The sequence below is a fragment of the Muricoccus vinaceus genome, assembly GCF_042433125.1.
Lineage (GTDB): Bacteria > Pseudomonadota > Alphaproteobacteria > Acetobacterales > Acetobacteraceae > Roseomonas > Roseomonas vinacea.
On sequence record NZ_JBHLVZ010000001.1, the window covers coordinates 105,585 to 121,869 of the forward strand.

15 protein-coding genes are annotated in these 16,285 nt (G+C 71.2%); 6 read left to right on the forward strand and 9 right to left on the reverse strand.

The window, feature by feature from the left end; all coding sequences use genetic code 11:
* Nucleotides 1-76: 76 nt before the first annotated feature.
* Both ACFFIC_RS00545 and ACFFIC_RS00550 read right to left on the reverse strand, forming a co-directional pair.
* Nucleotides 77-649, reverse strand: a complete 573-nt coding sequence (locus ACFFIC_RS00545) for a hypothetical protein (RefSeq protein ID WP_377048055.1) — start codon at nt 647-649, stop codon at nt 77-79.
* Nucleotides 613-2,313, reverse strand: a complete 1,701-nt coding sequence (locus ACFFIC_RS00550) for a hypothetical protein (protein WP_377048056.1) — start codon at nt 2,311-2,313, stop codon at nt 613-615. Before ACFFIC_RS00550 ends, ACFFIC_RS00545 begins: the two co-directional genes overlap by 37 nt.
* A gap of 243 nt (nt 2,314-2,556) precedes the next feature.
* Between ACFFIC_RS00550 and ACFFIC_RS00555 the strand changes: the two genes are divergently transcribed.
* Genes ACFFIC_RS00555 through ACFFIC_RS00565 form a run of 3 tightly spaced genes read left to right on the forward strand, consistent with a single transcriptional unit; the run spans nt 2,557 to nt 6,264 of the window.
* On the forward strand, nt 2,557-4,038 hold the full coding sequence (locus ACFFIC_RS00555; protein WP_377048057.1) for an amidohydrolase family protein: 1,482 nt from the start codon (nt 2,557-2,559) through the stop codon (nt 4,036-4,038).
* A 13-nt stretch (nt 4,039-4,051) separates the two neighbouring features.
* On the forward strand, nt 4,052-4,831 hold the full coding sequence (locus tag ACFFIC_RS00560) for an SDR family NAD(P)-dependent oxidoreductase (RefSeq protein WP_377048058.1): 780 nt from the start codon (nt 4,052-4,054) through the stop codon (nt 4,829-4,831).
* A complete protein-coding gene (locus ACFFIC_RS00565; protein ID WP_377048059.1) occupies nt 4,819-6,264 on the forward strand; it encodes a dihydroorotase in 1,446 nt (481 codons plus the stop codon). Before ACFFIC_RS00560 ends, ACFFIC_RS00565 begins: the two co-directional genes overlap by 13 nt.
* Here the strand turns inward: ACFFIC_RS00565 and ACFFIC_RS00570 are convergent.
* From ACFFIC_RS00570 to ACFFIC_RS00580, 3 genes are all read right to left on the reverse strand, one after another.
* Nucleotides 6,230-8,569 (reverse strand): xanthine dehydrogenase family protein molybdopterin-binding subunit, encoded by a 2,340-nt coding sequence (locus tag ACFFIC_RS00570; RefSeq protein WP_377048060.1) that lies wholly within the window; start codon nt 8,567-8,569, stop codon nt 6,230-6,232. The genes ACFFIC_RS00565 and ACFFIC_RS00570 overlap by 35 nt on opposite strands.
* Before the next feature lie 65 nt (nt 8,570-8,634).
* On the reverse strand, nt 8,635-9,048 hold the full coding sequence (locus ACFFIC_RS00575; protein ID WP_377048061.1) for a DUF3775 domain-containing protein: 414 nt from the start codon (nt 9,046-9,048) through the stop codon (nt 8,635-8,637).
* Nucleotides 9,049-9,145: 97 nt separating this feature from the next.
* Nucleotides 9,146-9,421, reverse strand: a complete 276-nt coding sequence (locus tag ACFFIC_RS00580) for a hypothetical protein (RefSeq protein ID WP_377048062.1) — start codon at nt 9,419-9,421, stop codon at nt 9,146-9,148.
* 128 nt (nt 9,422-9,549) lie between these two features.
* On the opposite strand from ACFFIC_RS00580, the gene ACFFIC_RS00585 reads away from it, so the two are divergent.
* Nucleotides 9,550-10,302 carry an SDR family oxidoreductase gene (locus ACFFIC_RS00585; RefSeq protein WP_377048063.1) on the forward strand — a complete coding sequence of 251 codons (753 nt, stop codon included), beginning with the start codon at nt 9,550-9,552 and terminating at the stop codon, nt 10,300-10,302.
* Nucleotides 10,303-10,341: 39 nt separating this feature from the next.
* Here the strand turns inward: ACFFIC_RS00585 and ACFFIC_RS00590 are convergent, their stop codons facing one another.
* On the reverse strand, nt 10,342-11,340 hold the full coding sequence (locus ACFFIC_RS00590) for a polyprenyl synthetase family protein (RefSeq protein ID WP_377048271.1): 999 nt from the start codon (nt 11,338-11,340) through the stop codon (nt 10,342-10,344).
* Between the two features lie 144 nt (nt 11,341-11,484).
* On the opposite strand from ACFFIC_RS00590, the gene ACFFIC_RS00595 reads away from it, so the two are divergent.
* Nucleotides 11,485-11,703 carry a putative signal transducing protein gene (locus tag ACFFIC_RS00595; protein ID WP_377048064.1) on the forward strand — a complete coding sequence of 73 codons (219 nt, stop codon included), beginning with the start codon at nt 11,485-11,487 and terminating at the stop codon, nt 11,701-11,703.
* A gap of 23 nt (nt 11,704-11,726) precedes the next feature.
* A complete protein-coding gene (locus ACFFIC_RS00600; protein ID WP_377048065.1) occupies nt 11,727-12,497 on the forward strand; it encodes a tRNA1(Val) (adenine(37)-N6)-methyltransferase in 771 nt (256 codons plus the stop codon).
* Between the two features lie 11 nt (nt 12,498-12,508).
* Here ACFFIC_RS00600 and ACFFIC_RS00605 read toward each other — a convergent pair whose 3' ends face one another.
* From ACFFIC_RS00605 to ACFFIC_RS00615, 3 genes are all read right to left on the reverse strand, one after another.
* Entirely contained in the window at nt 12,509-12,784 is a 276-nt protein-coding gene (locus tag ACFFIC_RS00605) for a hypothetical protein (RefSeq protein WP_377048066.1), read from the reverse strand.
* A gap of 270 nt (nt 12,785-13,054) precedes the next feature.
* Entirely contained in the window at nt 13,055-14,122 is a 1,068-nt protein-coding gene (locus tag ACFFIC_RS00610) for a ribonucleotide-diphosphate reductase subunit beta (RefSeq protein ID WP_377048067.1), read from the reverse strand.
* A gap of 178 nt (nt 14,123-14,300) precedes the next feature.
* Nucleotides 14,301-16,154: a ribonucleoside-diphosphate reductase subunit alpha gene (locus ACFFIC_RS00615; RefSeq protein WP_377048068.1), complete on the reverse strand. Its 1,854-nt coding sequence runs from the start codon at nt 16,152-16,154 to the stop codon at nt 14,301-14,303.
* Nucleotides 16,155-16,285: the final 131 nt, after the last annotated feature.

Consider the following 16,285-nt stretch of genomic DNA (forward strand, 5'->3'; position numbering starts at 1 on the left):
GCCCCTCAACCCGCCGTCCCCGCGCGCCGGAAGGGGGGCTCCTATAGCGGATCGGAGGCCCGTGTGCAGGCCCGGTTCAGCGCTCCGCCAGGCGGGACACGCAGCCGTACCAGTCGCGGCCGGAAACGCCGGCATCGGGCACGCCGAGCGCCGGCACTTCCACGCCCTGTGCCTGCACGGTTACGGTGCCGCCGCCCAGAAGATCGCGGATCCGGCCCTCGGCCGCCTCGTCCAGCGGCATGGTCGCCAGGGCCAGTCGCCCCGCACCGCCGCGGCCCTGGGCTTCCCAGGCGCCCTCGTCGCCCCGGAAGGCGATGCGCGTGCTGCGCGCGCTCCGCCGGCCCGGGGCTCCCACGGAAAGCGTCACCGTGCGCCCAGGCCCGGCGGTGATCCCCAGCGTCGCCTCGCGATGGGCAACCTGTGCGGTGCAGCGGTCGCCGGCCACGCCAAAGGACCAGGCCCCCTCCACGCGGCTCGGCGTGGGCGGAGAGGGGCGGGCGGCGCGTGTCACCGGGCGCGACGCGGGCGGACCGGCGGGCGGCGCGGCTTGGCAGGCGGCGAGGGCCAGGATGGCCGGCAGGGCGATGAAAGCAGGCCAGCGGAGGAACACCATCAGGACGGTGCCGCGCCCAGCACGAAGTGCCGCCATGGACTGGCCGTGTAGCGGCGCGCGGCGGCGGAGACGGTCAGCACCCGCCAGGCGTAGGAGCCTGCGGCGGGGAGCTGCACCAGCTGCTGCTCGGGCGCTTCGGCATAGGCCGCGAAGGCCTCGCGCGGCGGTCCATCGGGGGTCCCGGGTCCACCGAGGAACATGACCTCCACGAAGCAGCATCCGGGCCGGGCCTCGGTCGCCGCCCAGGTCATCAGCAGCCCGCGGGATGCCGCGCCGGCCGTCAGCGCGGCCCCTGCGGGCGGATAGACCGGCACGGCCGGGGGTGGGGCCCAGCCGGGCGCGGCATCCTCGGGCAGCGGGCCGTCCCGCTCCTCCCCCGTGGCGCCGGGCGTGGAGAGGGCAACCTCGATGGTCCCGGGGCGCGGCGCCGTGCCGGCCGTGCTGCCCAGCACCGGGAGCGCCCCCTCAAGCCCGCCCATGCCCCTGACGCGGAGGGCGGCGTCGCGGTCCTCGCGGAAGAAGTAGCTCACCTCGGGCCCGGTCGGCGGGCGGGAAACGGGGAAGGGCGCGCCGGCCGATACCCCCGCCTGTCCCAGCGCGGCCGAGAGCGCGGCGCCGCGCCGGCCCGCTTCGGCCACTCCGCGGGGATAGGTGATGACCACACGCACCAATGCGCCGTCCGGCAGGCCGGGTGCCTGCGCGGCCTCGGCCATCGCCGGCTTGGATGACACAGCCGCAGGGGGAGCCGGGCCCTCCGCGCGCCTTTCCGCTTCCGCCGCGGGCGTTGCCGCGCGCGGGAGAACAACCTCCGGTGACGTGGTGTCCGCCTGTTTCCGCCACTCCAGCCAGGCCAGGCCTCCCAGGAGGAGGAGCGCCGTGCCCGCGAGGATCGCGGCCGGCCGGCGGGACCGTGCCTGGGATGCGGTGCCCGGCGCCACCGCCAGCGAGAGGGTCCGGGGGCTGGCCGGGGAGGCCGGCGGCGAAGCCTCGGCCGCCGGAGGGGCGCGGAGCGTGGTTCCGGTCTCGCGGCACGGCGGCGGATCCGGCGGCGCCGGCTCGGCCGGGGCGGTTTCCGGCGCGGGGTTCCGTTCCGGCATCTCGGCGCGAAGCGCGGCGGCGTCGCGCACGTGCTCCGCCCTTACCTCGACCGCGTCGGTCATGTCGGCCTCGTGGAAGGCCATCGCGAGAAGGGTGTTGAGGAGCCGGGGGGTGCCGCCGGAAAGCCCTGCCAGTTCCACGCCGGCCTCCTCCGTCAAGCGGGTGCCCCGGAGCCCGGTGCCCGCCATGCGAGCAGCCAGGTAGGAGGGAACCTCCGCGGCCGGCAAGGGCAGAAGCTCGACCACGCGGTGCGGCCAGGGCGCGATTCGCCGTGCCAGAACCGGCAAGCCCACCAGCACGGTGAAGCAGCCCCGGCGCTCGGCCGCCTCCTCCAGTGCGGCCTCGCCCATGCGGTCGGCCTCGTCGATCAGCAGTGCCTCGGTGTCCGGGGCAGCCTCCAGCGCGCCCTCCGCCCCGTCGCCGTGGTCCAGCCGCAGCACCCGGATCGAGCGGGCGCGCAGCGCCGCCTCCAGCTCGCGCAGCAGCAGGGTCTTGCCCACGCCGGCCGGGCCCAGCAGCGCGGCGATGTGCTCCCCCTTCGCAAAGGCTTGCAGGACGGCATCCCGCGCCGCCGTCCAGCCGGCATGAGGCACCGGCTCCACCCTGCCGGTGCTCCGGGGAATCGTGATCGGGGCAGCTACCATGCAGGTTTATGTGCCCAGGCCGGACCCTGTCACAATGGTTCCGAAGCCGTGCGGAGCGGGTCGGCGGATCAAGGTTCGGTGTTGGCGGGCGCGCGCCGCCCGGCCGCGGACCCCGGCGCGGGTGCCCGCCGGCGCCGAAACGATCGGTTGCGCGCTCCGGCCGCCGGGTGCGCCCCGCCGGGCACCTGCTATGGTCGCCCCATGAAGCGACTCCTGATCACCGGCGCGCGGGTCCTCTCCCCCGATGCGACCGCCGCCCCGCACCGCGACATCCTGGTCGGGGATGACCGGATCGCCGCCCTGCTCGACCCCGGCACGGCCGTGGAGGACGCCGCCCGCCACGACGCCGCCGGGCGCCTGGTGATGCCAGGCATGATCAACGGCCACACCCATGGCCATGGCGGGCTCTCGAAGGGCATGGGCGACAAGTGGGACCTGGCGCTGCTCCTGGTGCATGCCGGCTGGATCGGCGGCTCCCGCACGCTGGAGGACAAGCGCCTCGCGACCACGCTGACGGCCGTGGAGATGCTGCGGAAGGGCTGCACCGCCGGCTACGACCTGGCTTTCGAATTCCCGGGGCCGACGGTGGAGGGGCTGCAGGCCATGGCCGAGGCCTACCAAGCCGTGGGGCTGCGTGCCGTGCTGGCGCCCATGGTGGCCGACCTGACCTTCTTCCAGGCAACGCCCGGGCTGATCCAGGCCCTGCCCGAGCCGCACCGCGCCCGCGCGGCCGCGATGTCCATGGCCCGGGCGGACGACATCCTTTCCACCATCCACGAGGCGGCGCGGGGCTGGCGCGGCGGCGACGTGCGGCTGGGCTGCGCCCCCACCATCCCGCTGCACTGCTCCGACGACTTCCTGGCAGGTTGCCGCGACCTGGCGGAGGAGCACGGGTTGCCCGTGCAGACCCATGTGGCCGAGGCCCGCTACCAGGCCGGGGCCGGCGAGGTCCGCTACGGCTCGACCCTGCTGGCCCACATGGACCGGATGGGGCTCGTCGGCCCGCGCTTCAGCGTGGCGCACGGGGTGTGGCTGACCGATGCGGACCTTGCGCTGCTGGCGGAGCGCGGGGCGGGGCTGTCGCACAATCCCGGTTCCAACATGCGGCTCGCCTCGGGGATCGCGCCGGCCCGCGCGGCCATCCGCGCGGGGGTGACGGTGGGGCTGGGAACGGACGGCTCGGGCTCGTCCGACAACCAGAACATGTTCGAGGCCATGCGCCTGGCCGCCTTCGCCTCCCGCCTGTGGGAGGACGCGACCGAGGAGGACTGGTTGGGAACCGCGGAAACCGTGCGGCTGGCGACCGAGGGCTCGGCGCGGCTGCTGGGCCTGGATGCCGGCGTCATTGCCCCGGGCAAGCTCGCGGACCTGCTCTTCCTCGACCTGTCGCACGTGAACTGGCTACCCTTCAACGATGCCGCCAACCAGCTTGTCTGGACCGAGGACGGGCTGGCGCTGCGCGAGGTGATGATCGGCGGCGCGTGGAAGCTGCGCGACGGCCGCGTGCTCGGCGTGGACGAGGCGGCGTTGGCACGCCACGCGCAAGAGGCGGCGGACCGCCTGCGTGGCATGAACGCCGGGACGCGGCAGTGGTGCGAGGCGGTGGCCCCGCAGGTGGCATGCCACTGCCGTGCGCTGGGCGGTCGCTTCACCGCAGCCAAGCGACTGCTGCCCGCGCATTGAAGGAATGAACTTGATGCTTCTGAAGGACCGCGTCGTGGTCGTCACCGGCCCCGCGAAGGGGATGGGCGCGGCCGCGACGCTTCTCATGGCCGACCACGGCGCGGACCTCGCCCTGGTGGGGCGCGACACCGCGGCGATCGGCCCGGTGGCGGAGGAAGCCCGCGCCAAGGGCCGCCGTGCCGGCGTCTACGGCTGCGACATCACCGATGCCGCCGCCGTGCAGGCCATGGCCGAGGCCGTGCTGCGGGATTACGGCCGCGCCGACGTGCTGGTGAACATCGCGGGCGGCACGGGACCGCTGGGCAAGACCTTCTGGGAAACCACGCCCGAGGAGTTCCGCGACATCCTGGACCTGAACGTCACCGGCTGCTTCCTGACCATGCGCGCCTTCGCGCCCGCCATGATCGCGGCGAAGGCGGGCAAGATCGTCAATGTCGGGGGCACCTTCGGGCTGCGCGGCAAGGCCGGGCGCGCGGCCTATTCCGCGAGCAAATGGGGGCTGCGCGGCATCACCAAGTCCGCCGCGCTGGAGCTGGGGCCGCACAACGTGAACGTGAACTGCGTCTGCCCCGGGATGATCGAGGGGCCGCGCTTCGAGAAGGTGCGCGGCGAGATGTCGGCGCGGCTCGGGATCTCCATGGAACAGGCGCGGGAGGAATATTCCAAGGACTACGCGCTGCGCCGGATCAGCACGGACCAGGACGTGGCGGGCGCGGTTCTCTTTCTTGCCTCCGACCTGTCGCGGCAGGTGACGGGGCAGGACCTGGCGGTGGATGGCGGATGGGTGATCTGATGGACGCGATGGCCGACCTGCTCATCACCGGCGGCACGGTGGTGAACGAGACCGGACGCTTCCCGGCCGACGTGGCCGTGAAGGACGGGGTGATCGCCTTCATGGGGCACCCTTCCCTCGCCCCCCGCGCGCGCGAGGTGATCGACGCGCGCGGCCGCTTCGTCATCCCGGGGGCGATCGACGTGCACGTGCACATCCGCGAGCCCGGCATGACGCACAAGGAGGACTGGACCACCGGCACGCGCGCCGCCGCCGCGGGCGGGGTGACCACGGTGTTCGACATGCCCAACACCGACCCGCCGACCTGGGACCTGGACGCGCTGGCGATCAAGCGCGAGGCCGCGGAACGGCAGGCGCACGTGAACTTCGGCCTCTACGGCCTGGTGGACGAGCGCAAGCTCGACAGCCTGGAACCGCTGATGGATGCAGGGGTGATCGCCTTCAAGCTGTTCTATGGCAACACCACCGGCAACCTTCCCGCGCCCAACGATGGCGCGGTGCTGGAGGCCTTCGAGGTGCTGGCGGCGCGCGGCCACCGCACCACCATCCATGCCGAGAACTCGCCGATGCTGTTCTGGCGCGAGAACCGCATGAAGGCCGCCGGCCGCACCGACGACTACGCCCACTGGTGCGCCCGCGCCGACATCGTGGCGCTCGAGAGCCTCAACCGCTGCATCGTGCTCAGCGAATGGACGGGCGCGCGCATCCACATCGCCCATGAAAGCTGCGCGCGCTCGGTGCCCTATATCAAGGCGGCCAAGGCGCGGGGCGTGCCCATCACGGTGGAGACCTGCCCGCAATACGTGCTGCTGGCCGCCGAGGACCTGACCGGGGAAGCCGCGCGCATCGGCCGCCTCAACCCGCCGATCCGCGAGGGCGCCCAGCGCGCGGCCCTGCTGGAGGCGCTGGCGGAGGGCACCATCGACATCCTCGGCACCGACCACGCGCCGCACGCGGTGTCGGAGAAGCAGGATCCCTCGATCTGGGGGAATGCCTGCGGCTTCCCGGGGGTGGAGACCTCCATGCGGCTGATGCTGACCCTGGTGAACCAGGGCAGGCTGACGCTCGAGCAGTACGTGCGCATGGCCGGCGCGGCTCCGGCGCGGGCCTTCGGGCTTTACCCGCGCAAGGGTGTCGTGCAGCCGGGGGCGGATGCGGACCTCGCCATCGTGGATCCCTCGGTCGAGGGGGAGATCCGCGGCGCGGACCTGCACTCGCTGCGCAGCCGCTTCACGCCCTTCGAGGGGATGCGGACGGTGGGCGCGCCGGTCGCCACCATCGTCCGCGGCCGGGTGGTGATGCGGGGCGGCGTGGTGGCCGATGCCGCGGGATGGGGGCGCATGGAACGGCCGGAGATGCCGCCCGGAGCGCCCCGCAACCTCGCGACCACGACAGCGGCTATTCTGCGGCCAGGCGCGATGCCGATTCCCTGAGGGAGAGCGCGCGCCACACCTTCTCGGCGGTCAGCGGCATGTCGATATGGGCCACGCCCAGGGCATCGCAGACCGCCGATACGATGGCCGGCGGCGCCCCGCAGGCCCCCCCCTCCCCCGCGCCCTTTACGCCGAGCTCGTTGGTGGGGGTGGGCACGACGTTCAGGGCCAGCGTGAAGTCGCAGGCGTCGCCCGCGCGGGGCAGGGCGTAGTCCTGGAAGGTGCTGGTGAGGAACTGCCCGCTGGCGGGATCGTAGCGAGCTTCCTCCATCAGCGCCTGGCCGATCCCGGTCATGATCCCGCCATGCATCTGGCCATGGACCAGCATGGGATTGATGACGCGGCCCACGTCGTCCACCGCGGCGTAGCCCACAAGCGTGACCTGCCCGGTCTCGGGATCGACCTCCACCTCGGCCACATGGCAGCCATTGGGGAAGTTGCACTCGGTGTCGCGCTTGTAGGTCAGCGCCTCGTCCAGCCCCGGGGACTCGCCTGGGGGAAGCCGCGCCGGGTCGTGGGCCGCGGCCACCACGCGTGGCCAGTCGATGGCGAGGTCGGTGCCCGCGACACGGAAGCGGCCGGCGGAGAGCTCCACGTCGTCCGGCGCGGCCTCCAGCAGGTGTGCCGCGATCCGCCGCGCCTTCTCCGCCACCGCGTCGCTGGCCCTGAGCACGGCGACGCCGCCCATTTGGGAGGAGCGCGACCCGCCCGTGCCGGAGCCGCTCTCGATCTCGTCCGTGTCGCCCTGGATGAAGTCCATCGCGGTGGGGTCGAGGCCGAGCCGTTCCGCCACGATCTGCAGGAAGGCGGTCTCGTGCCCCTGCCCGTGGCTGAAGGTGCCGACCCGGACCTCGGCGCGCCCATCTGGCGTGATCCGCAGCCGCGCGGTTTCCGTCGGCATTCCGCCGGAAGCCTCGATGAAGTAGCCGAGGCCGATGCCTCTCAGGCGCCCGCTTGCCCGGGACGCCGCAAGCCGCGCCGGGAAGCCGGCCCAGTCCGCGAGCCCGAGGGCCATCTCCTGGGTGGCCGCGAAAGCCCCGGAGTCGATGACGTTCCCGACCGTGTTGCGATAGGGCATCTGGTCCGGGCGCACGTAGTTCCGGCGGCGGATCTCGTCGCGCCCGATGCCGAAGGCGGCCGCCGCGCGGTCGAAGAGGCGCTCCATGATATAGGCCGTCTCGGGCCGCCCGGCGCCGCGAAAGGCATCGGTGGGCACGGTGTTGGTGAAGACGCAGCGCACCTGGTTGTGCACGGCCTGCACGTCGTAGACCGTGCCCATCACGCGTGCGCCGCCGGTGGTCGGCACGCGCGGCCCCATGTCCTGCAGGTAGGCACCCATCGCGGCGGTGGTGCGGATGCGGACCGCGAGGCATCGCCCCTCCGCATCCAGGGCCATCTCCGCTTCGGTCACCTGGTCGCGGCCATGCGGGTCGGACTGGAAGGTCTCGGTTCGCCCGGCCAGCCACTTGACGGGCCGCCCGAGGCGCCGGGCCGCCCAGAGCACCATGGCATTCTCCGGAACGAGCTTGCCACGCGCACCGAAGCCGCCACCCACGTCGGGCGATACCACGCGCAGCTCGGCGGCCGGAACCTGCAGCGCGTATTTCGCGAGCCCGTCCCGCACGCGGTGGGCACCCTGGCTCGGGCCGCGGAACAGGTAGCGGCCGGTCCCTGCGTCCCATTCCCCGATGGCGACGCGCGGCTCCATCGGGTTGGCGACCATGCGGTTGTTGACGAGAGCGACCGATACGGTGCGGTGAGCGCGCGCGAAGCCCGCGTCGGCCTCGTCGCCGCGCCCGCTGTCCCAGAGGACGCAGAGGTTGTCGGGCCGCCCTTCCCAGATCACGGGGGCGCCGGGTGCGAGTGCCGCCGCGGTTTCCGTGACCGCCGGCAGAGGTTCGTACTCGACCTCGACCAGGTCCGCGGCGTCCTGCGCCGCCTGCCGCGTTTCCGCGACCACGAGCGCGACGGGATCGCCCACGTAGCGGACCCGGGTGGACTGGAGGATCTCGCGCCGGGGATCGAAAAGGGGCGCATCGCGGCCCGGCACGTCGAACATCGTGGCCAGCCGGCCCAGCCCGTCCGCCACCGCGTCGGCACCGGTCAGCACGGCCAGGACGCCCGGTGCCGCACGGGCGGCCTCGGTCCGGACGAACAGGATGCGGGCATGGGCGTGCGGGGAGCGCAACACCACTGCCTGGGCGCAACCCGGCGGGTCGAGGTCGTCGGTGTAACGGCCCTGGCCGGTCAGCAGGCGAACATCCTCGCGCCGCCGCACCGGCTGGCCAATCCCGTGCTTCTCCATGCCCGCCTCCCCCCGCTTGCCGGAAGAGTATAGGCCCTCCGGCCGGCGCGGGTAGGCGGTGGGCCCTAGCGGGCCACTTCCTCGGCCGAGATCCCGAAGGCGGCGACGCCCTCGGACAGATAGTCGCCGAACATCTCCATGCCCGTAAGATAATCGGAGGCCGTGCCGCTCTCGTTCCGCTCCTTGGCGAGGCGCAGCGTTTCCTCCCATTCGGAGGCGTCGTAGTCGCCGCGCCCGATCCAGGTCAGCGCGATCAGCGAGGCCTGCTCGTCCTCGTTCAGCTCGTCGATCAGGCCCTTGAGGGTGTCCGCCATCGCGTCGGGATCGCTGTCCTCGGGCAGCTCCTCGTCCTGCACCTCCTCGTTGGTTCCTTCCTCCTCCAACTCGCCCACCGCGCGCGCGGCATCGATGATGCCGACGATGGTGGCGAGGCTGATGCCGAGGTCCATCTCGTCATCCGGGTCCGGACGGTCGCTCATCTTGGCCGCATCCCATCACGCAGGTTAATCCGAGACCCGCCAACGCCGGTGCGGGCCGCTGGCTGCGCCCCGCGGCGCCGATTTGCGGGCGCGCGCGCTATTCCTCGGGCCGTTCGATCATCCGGCGGCCGCGAATGGGGGAGATGTCGACCGGGCCGCCCAAGGCCTGACCGAGTTCCGAGCGGTCGCCTGCCTGGAACTCGCCGGGGGAGACGGGCTCGGCCGCGGTGCCCGCCGCCGGGTCGTCGCCCCGCTCCTCGGCCATGCGGCCGTGGGCCTGACGCCGGGCCAGGGGATTGTCCTGGATGGGGTTCTCGTGGGTGACGCTGGTGTCCGGCCGCTTGGGCGCGGGACGGTCCGTCTTGTCGCTCATGGCTGTGGTCTTCCCTTGCAGGAAAACAGAACGCGACCTTTCCGGGGCGGTTGCCCGGTGGCGCCGCCTTGCCACGGTGCGGCCGGGCAAGCAGGCTCGCCCGGGAGTCACCAGGGAGGAGAAGGTTCATGGCGGATCGGTTCGCGGTCGTCACCGGAGCAGGACAGGGTATCGGGCGGGCGGCCGCCCAGGCGCTGCTGGCGGAGGGATGGCACGTCGCCGTGCTCGGCCGCCGGGCAGGGACGCTGGAGGAAACCCTCTCGGGCTCGCCGTCCGGCGCGTCGCACGGGTTCGTGGTCACCGCCGATGTCGGCGATCGCGCCCAGGTGGAAGCGGCCTTCGCCCAGGTGCTGGAGCGCTTCGGCCGCCTGGATGTCCTGTTCAACAACGCCGGGCGCGGCGCCCCCGCAGTGGACTTCGACGAGCTGGCTCCCGAGGACTGGGAGGGCGTGGTCGCCGCCAACCTGAACGGCACCTTCTTCTGCGCCCAGGCCGCCTACCGGATCATGAAGAACCAATCCCCCAAGGGAGGGCGGATCATCAACAACGGCTCGATCAGCGCCCATGCGCCGCGGCCGGGGGCGGCCGCCTACACCGCCACCAAGCACGCCGTGACCGGGCTGACGAAGCAGATCGCCCTGGACGGGCGCAAGCACGACATCACCGGCAGCCAGATCGACATCGGCAACGCCGCCACGCCGATGACCGAGCGCATGACCAAGGGCGTTCCCCAGCCGGACGGGTCGATGATGGTGGAGCCAAGGATGGACGTGGCGCATGTGGGGCGCGCCGTGGCCCACATCGCCGCCCTGCCGCTGGATGCGAACATTCCCTTCATGACCATCATGGCCACGAAGATGCCCTTCATCGGGCGCGGCTGAGAATGGCGCCGCGCTCCTCAGGCGCGGCGCGCCCGCGCCTCAGCGGGCGCGGGCGATGCAGAACTCCACGATCCCCGCCAGGGCGCGCCGCTCGGCGCCGTCCGGGAAGATGGACAGCGCCTCCAGGGCCCGCGCGCCATACTCGCGCGCGCGCGTGATGGTGGCCTGCAGCGTGCCGCGGGCCTGCATCAGGCCGATCGCGCGATCGAGGTCGCTTTCGGACTGGTCGCGCTCCTCGAGGACGCGCCGCCAGAAGCCGCGCTCGGTCTCGTCGGCCGTGGCGAAGGCGAGCAGCACCGGCAGGGTGATCTTGCCCTCGCGGAAATCGTCGCCCACCGTCTTTCCCAGGGCCGCCTGGCTGGCGGAGTAGTCGAGCGCGTCGTCCACCAGCTGGAATGCGACGCCGAGGCAGTGGCCGTACTCGCGCATGGCCTCCGCCTCGGCCTGCGGACGTTCGGCAACGACGGCGCCCACCTCGGTGGCGGCGGCGAACAGGGCTGCCGTCTTGCCCTCGATCACCTGGAGGTACTGCTCCTCCGTGGTCGCGGTGTCGTTCTGGGTGACAAGCTGCAGGACCTCCCCCTCCGCGATGGTGGCGGAGGCGGTGGCGAGAATGTCCAGCACGCGGAGCGAGCCGTCCGCCACCATGATCTGGAAGGCGCGGGCAAAGAGGAAGTCGCCCACCAACACGCTCGGTTTGTTGCCGAAAACGGCGTTGGCGCTGGGCGCGCCGCGCCGGAGCGCGCTCTCGTCCACCACGTCGTCGTGCAGCAGGGTGGCCGTGTGGATGAACTCCACGCAGGCCGCGAGGGCCACGTGGCGCTGCCCGCGGTGACCGCAGAGGCGTGCGGCGGCCAGGGTCAGCAGCGGGCGGATCCGCTTGCCGCCGGCGGCCACCAGATGCGCGGCAAGCTGCGGGATGAGGGCAACGGGGCTCTGCATCCGCTCCACGATCAGGCGGTTGCAGGCTTCCAGGTCGGTGCGGACGAGATCGGTGAGGACCTCCAGCGCAAGTTCGGGATCGGGCGCGGGGTTCATGGCAACGGCTCGGACGGGGTGCGCGGCTGGAACAGGCGCGGTGGTGGCGCTCACGCGGTTATTGACCTGTCCATGGGGGGCGGCACCATAACCACGGGGTGCGCCGGCAGCAACCGGCCCCCGGGTGAACAAGGATGGATGGCGATGATCCGCGTGCTGCTGCGTGAGGGCGATCCGGTCCGCCTGGGCTTCCTGCAGGCCCTGCTGCGGGATGGCGGGCTGCGCCCGCTGCTGCTGGACAGCCACGTGAGCGCGGTGGAAGGACGGATCGGCGCCTTCCCGCAACGCCTGGCCGTGCCGGAGGAACAGGCGGCGCGGGCCGAAGCCCTGCTGCGCGAGGCCGGGGAGTGGGAACCGGGCTGAGCCTGCCGGAAAGCCAGGGGGGAATGCGAACGGGGCCGGTCCAGGGACTGCTCGGCGGCAAGGTCAGGCTGCGCCAGCCAGACACCGGACTCGGGGCGGGGCTGGACGCCGTGATGCTCGCCGCCTCCGTTGCTGCTGCGCCGGGCGCGATGGTGCTGGACGCGGGGTGCGGCGCGGGGGCGGTGTTCCTCTGCGTGCTCGCGCGCTGCCCGGGGGCGCGGGCGGTGGCGGTGGAACGGGACCCGGAGCTCGCGGCGCTCGCGCGGGAGAATGCCGCGCTGAACGGCTGGGCCGACCGGGTCGAGGTGCTGGAGGGCGATGTCTCGGACCCCGGGCTGCGTGCCCGGCTGCCCCGTTGCGACCAGGCGGTGAGCAATCCGCCCTTCTGGGCCGGCGGCTCGCCGCCGCCCGATCCGCACCGCGCCGGCGCCACCCATGGCGGGGGGGTGGGACTCGGCAAATGGGCGGCTTTCCTCGCGGCACCGCTGGGGCGGGGCGGCAGGGCGGTGTTCGTCCTGCCGGCCGCGCGACTCGACGAGGGCATCCTTTCCCTCCGTGCTGCACGGCTCGGCGGGATCGAGGTCATGCCGTTCTGGCCAAGGGCGGGCCGGGCGGCGGGCCGGGTGCTGCTGCGCGCCCGCCGGGCGACGCGTGCTCCTGCCACCCTCCTGCCAGGCCTCGTTCTTCACGAGGGACAGGGCTGGACGCCCGCGGCGGACGCCGTGCTGCGCGGCGCCCCCCTGCTCTGGGATGTTCCTGGCAGGGGGGGAAGGGATGCGCCCCCGGATGGCTGATCCGCGCCGCGTCAGTCCCAGTGTTCGCGGTGGCGGAGGTGCCAGAGCCGCTCATGGGCGGCGACCAGGCTTTCCATGTTCTTGCGGCGATTTTGCCCTGGGGGAAGCTCTCGCCGGGTGATCATCGTCTCGAGCACACGGAGCATCTCCACCGCCACTTCGAAGTCGCCCTGGTCGCAGGCCTGGTGGAAGGCGATGAGGATCTTGTCGGTGAGCCGCCGGGTGTAGCGCGGAACCGAAGACGGGCGAGCTGCCGGTTCCACCTCATCTGTATCCTGCCCCGACATCCGGTCACGGTCTCCTAAAATGTTACGCGCGGAAGCCGGGGCGGGCCTTGGCCCTGTTCCAATCCACGTCCATCGCGCCATCAGATGATAAGCGCTAACGCCAAGACCGTGAACGTCATAACACTGTCGAAAGTTCATTGCCCCGAAGATCCGGCGCCGACCGTTGCGCAAAAGACCTAGTTAGCGGGGCTGGAACGATCGCTCCCCCGGGAGGGGGGGCCCCCCCGGGGACTGCACGGAGCCGGCGCCGCCGACTTGAGCGGCGGCCTCCTAGTGCCGGGCCGCCTCACCCAGAAGGATTTCGCCCTCGGGCTGGGGAGAGCCGTTGAAGGCTTGGTCGGCAAAGGCCTCCTCCCAGGTCCCCTCGGTGGAGGCGCGGGAATACTCCGTGGAGCGGTTCTCGAAGAAGTTGGTGTGTTCCACGGCGTTCAGCATCTCGTCGAGCCAGGGCAGCGGGTTCTTCTCGATGTGGTAGAGCGGCTCGAGGCCGAGCTGCTGGAGGCGGCGGTCGGCGATGAAGCGGATGTACTGCTTGGTCTGCCCCGCGTCCAAGCCCTCGACTCCGCCCATGCTGAAGGCGAGGTCGATGAAGGCGTCCTCGTGGTCCACGATGGTGGCGCAGATCAGGTACAGGTCCCGCCGCAGCTCTTCCGTCCAGATCTCCGGGTTCTCCTGCACGAAGGTGCGGAACAGGCGGATCACGGACAGGCAGTGCAGCGTCTCGTCGCGCACCGACCAGGAGACGATCTGGCCCATCCCCTTCATCTTGTTGTGCCGCGGGAAGTTCATGAGGATGGCGAAGGAGGCGAAGAGCTGCAGGCCCTCGGTGAAGGCCCCGAAGGCGGCGAGCGTCTTGGCGATCTCGGTCTTGTTCTCGACCGAGAAGTTCTGCATGTAATCGAACTTGTCCTTCATCTCCTTATACTTGAGGAAGGCGCTGTACTCGAGTTCCGGCATGCCCACCGTGTCGAGCAGGTGGCTGTAGGCGGCGATGTGGATCGTCTCGATGTTGCTGAAGGCGGACAGCATCATCAGCACTTCCGTCGGCTTGAAGACCTGGGAATAATGCTTCATGTAACAGTTGTTCACCTCGACATCCGCCTGGGTGAAGAAGCGGAAGATCTGCGTCAGCAGGTTCTTCTCGGCGGGGGTGACGTTCTTCTGCCAGTCCTTCACGTCATCGGCCATCGGCACCTCCTCGGGCAGCCAATGGACGCGCTGCTGGGTCAGCCAGGCGTCATAGGCCCAGGGATAGCGGAAGGGCTTGTAGACGGGGTTGGCGGTCAGCAGGTCGAAGCGGACCGGCAACTCGTCGCGGGAGATAGCGCCGTCGGGCATGGCAAGAAGGTCCTGGGCAGGAGGGACGGTTTGAGGCCAGTCGGGCTGGCCGAAGCGTCGGGCCGACGGCCTCGGGGCTCGCCGGTCACGGAGGAGTGTTGGCCCACGGCTTCCCGGGGTCCAATCACGGGCTGAGGGAGCGGCACCCGGCCTGCGCGCGGCCGGGCGCCGGATCAGGTCACTGGCAGGCGAGGCATTCCTCGTAGTTGGTGCTCTCCGCCGGCGCGGCAGCGACCGGCAGCGGTGCGACCACGTCCTCGACGGCGTAGCCGAGCTTGGGCTGGACGGCCACCTTGTCGCTGACCACGTCCGCCCGCTGGATGGAGAGGCTGCGGCAGTAATACAGCGTCTTCACCCCCTTCTTCCAGGCCTGGTAGTGGATCTGGTGAAGGTCGCGCTTATGGATGTTGGCGGGCAGGAAGACGTTCAGCGACTGCGCCTGGCAGATGAAGGGCGTCCGGTCGGCGGCGTGCTCGATCACCCAGCGCTGGTCGAGTTCGAAGGCCGTCTTGAACACGTCCTTCTCCTGCTGAGTCAGGAAGTCGAGGTTCTGCACCGATCCCTTGTTGGTGGTGATCGAGGTCCAGGTGTCCTCGTCGTCGCGCCCGTGCTTGGCGAGCACCTTCCGCAGATAGGGGTTGCGGACGATGTAGGAACCGGACAGCGTCTTGTGGTTGTAGACGTTGGCCGCGATCGGCTCGATCCCCGGGCTCGCACCGCCGCAGATGATGCTGATGCTCGCCGTCGGCGCGATCGCCATCTTGTTGGAGAAGCGCTCCATGATGCCGTACTCGGCGGCATCCGGGCAAGGCCCGCGCTCGGCGGCCAGCTCGCGCGAGGCGGCATCGGCCTGGGCGCGGATGTGGCGGAACATCTTCATGTTCCAGACCTTCGCCACCACGCTCTCGAAGGGCACGTTCTGCGCCTGCAGGAAGGAGTGGAAGCCCATCACGCCGAGGCCGACGGAGCGTTCCCGCATGGCGCTGTACTTGGCGCGCGCCATGGTGTCCGGCGCGGTGTCGATGAAGGACTGCAGCACGTTGTCCAGGAAGCGCATCACGTCCGGGATGAAGCGCGGCTCGTCCTTCCAATCGAACCAGGTCTCGCAGTTCAGCGAGGACAGGCAGCAGACCGCCGTGCGCTGCTTGCCGTGGTGGTCGCGACCGGTCGGCAGCGTGATCTCGGAGCAGAGGTTGGAGGTCTTCACCTCCAGCCCCGCGAGCTTGTGGTGCTCGGGACGCGCGCGGTTCACGTGGTCGGAGAAGATGAGGTAGGGCTCGCCCGTCTCGATGCGCGCCGTGAGGATGCGGATCCAGAGCGCGCGGGCGGACACCTTGCGCACCAGCGCGCCGTCCTTGGGGCTGGTGAAGGCCCATTCCTCGTCGGCCTCGACCGCGCGCATGAAGGCGTCGGAGATGAGGATACCGTGGTGGAGGTTCAGCGCCTTGCGGTTCGGATCACCGCCGGTGGGGCGGCGGATCTCGACGAACTCCTCGACCTCGGGGTGCGAGATCGGCAGGTAGACGGCCGCCGAGCCGCGGCGGAGCGACCCCTGGGAAATCGCAAGCGTCAGGCTGTCCATCACGCGGATGAAGGGCACGACCCCGGAGGTCTTGCCGTTCATCCCCACCTTCTCGCCGATGGAACGCAGGTTGCCCCAATAGGAGCCGATGCCGCCACCCTTGGAGGCCAGCGCCACGTTCTCGTTCCACAGGCCCACGATGGCGTCGAGGCTGTCATCGGCCTCGTTCAGGAAGCACGAGATCGGAAGGCCGCGCTTGGTGCCGCCGTTGGACAGAACGGGCGTGGCCGGCATGAACCAGAGCTTCGAGATGTAGTCGTAGATCCGCTGCGCGTGCGCGGCATCGTCGCCATAGGCGCTGGCGACCCGCGCGAAGAGATCCTGATAGGACTCGCCGGGTAGCAGGTAGCGGTCGCTTAGCGTGGCCTTGCCGAACGCGGTCAGCAGGTCGTCGCGCGAGCGGTCGACCTGAACCTGGCCGTGGCCCTCGAGCTGGATGGCGTCAAACATCGGAACGAAACCCCTGAATTCCCCCGCGCCGGAGGATGCCTCCTGGTGGGCGGCCCGCACAAGATATCGGGCTTCGAAGGGAAAACGAACCCCACATCTAGCGGTTTCCCGTGGCGTCCAGGACACGGTGC

Coding starts and splice junctions, on each gene's coding strand:
- ACFFIC_RS00560 (WP_377048058.1), top strand. CDS start 4,052: ATGCTTCTGAAGGACCGCGTCGTGGTCGTCACCGGCCCCGCGAAGGGG.
- ACFFIC_RS00605 (WP_377048066.1), bottom strand. CDS start 12,784: ATGTCGGGGCAGGATACAGATGAGGTGGAACCGGCAGCTCGCCCGTCT.
- ACFFIC_RS00555 (WP_377048057.1), top strand. CDS start 2,557: ATGAAGCGACTCCTGATCACCGGCGCGCGGGTCCTCTCCCCCGATGCG.
- ACFFIC_RS00590 (WP_377048271.1), bottom strand. CDS start 11,340: ATGAACCCCGCGCCCGATCCCGAACTTGCGCTGGAGGTCCTCACCGAT.
- ACFFIC_RS00600 (WP_377048065.1), top strand. CDS start 11,727: ATGCGAACGGGGCCGGTCCAGGGACTGCTCGGCGGCAAGGTCAGGCTG.
- ACFFIC_RS00575 (WP_377048061.1), bottom strand. CDS start 9,048: ATGAGCGACCGTCCGGACCCGGATGACGAGATGGACCTCGGCATCAGC.
- ACFFIC_RS00565 (WP_377048059.1), top strand. CDS start 4,819: ATGGGTGATCTGATGGACGCGATGGCCGACCTGCTCATCACCGGCGGC.
- ACFFIC_RS00615 (WP_377048068.1), bottom strand. CDS start 16,154: ATGTTTGACGCCATCCAGCTCGAGGGCCACGGCCAGGTTCAGGTCGAC.
- ACFFIC_RS00545 (WP_377048055.1), bottom strand. CDS start 649: ATGGCGGCACTTCGTGCTGGGCGCGGCACCGTCCTGATGGTGTTCCTC.
- ACFFIC_RS00580 (WP_377048062.1), bottom strand. CDS start 9,421: ATGAGCGACAAGACGGACCGTCCCGCGCCCAAGCGGCCGGACACCAGC.
- ACFFIC_RS00595 (WP_377048064.1), top strand. CDS start 11,485: ATGATCCGCGTGCTGCTGCGTGAGGGCGATCCGGTCCGCCTGGGCTTC.
- ACFFIC_RS00585 (WP_377048063.1), top strand. CDS start 9,550: ATGGCGGATCGGTTCGCGGTCGTCACCGGAGCAGGACAGGGTATCGGG.
- ACFFIC_RS00610 (WP_377048067.1), bottom strand. CDS start 14,122: ATGCCCGACGGCGCTATCTCCCGCGACGAGTTGCCGGTCCGCTTCGAC.
- ACFFIC_RS00570 (WP_377048060.1), bottom strand. CDS start 8,569: ATGGAGAAGCACGGGATTGGCCAGCCGGTGCGGCGGCGCGAGGATGTT.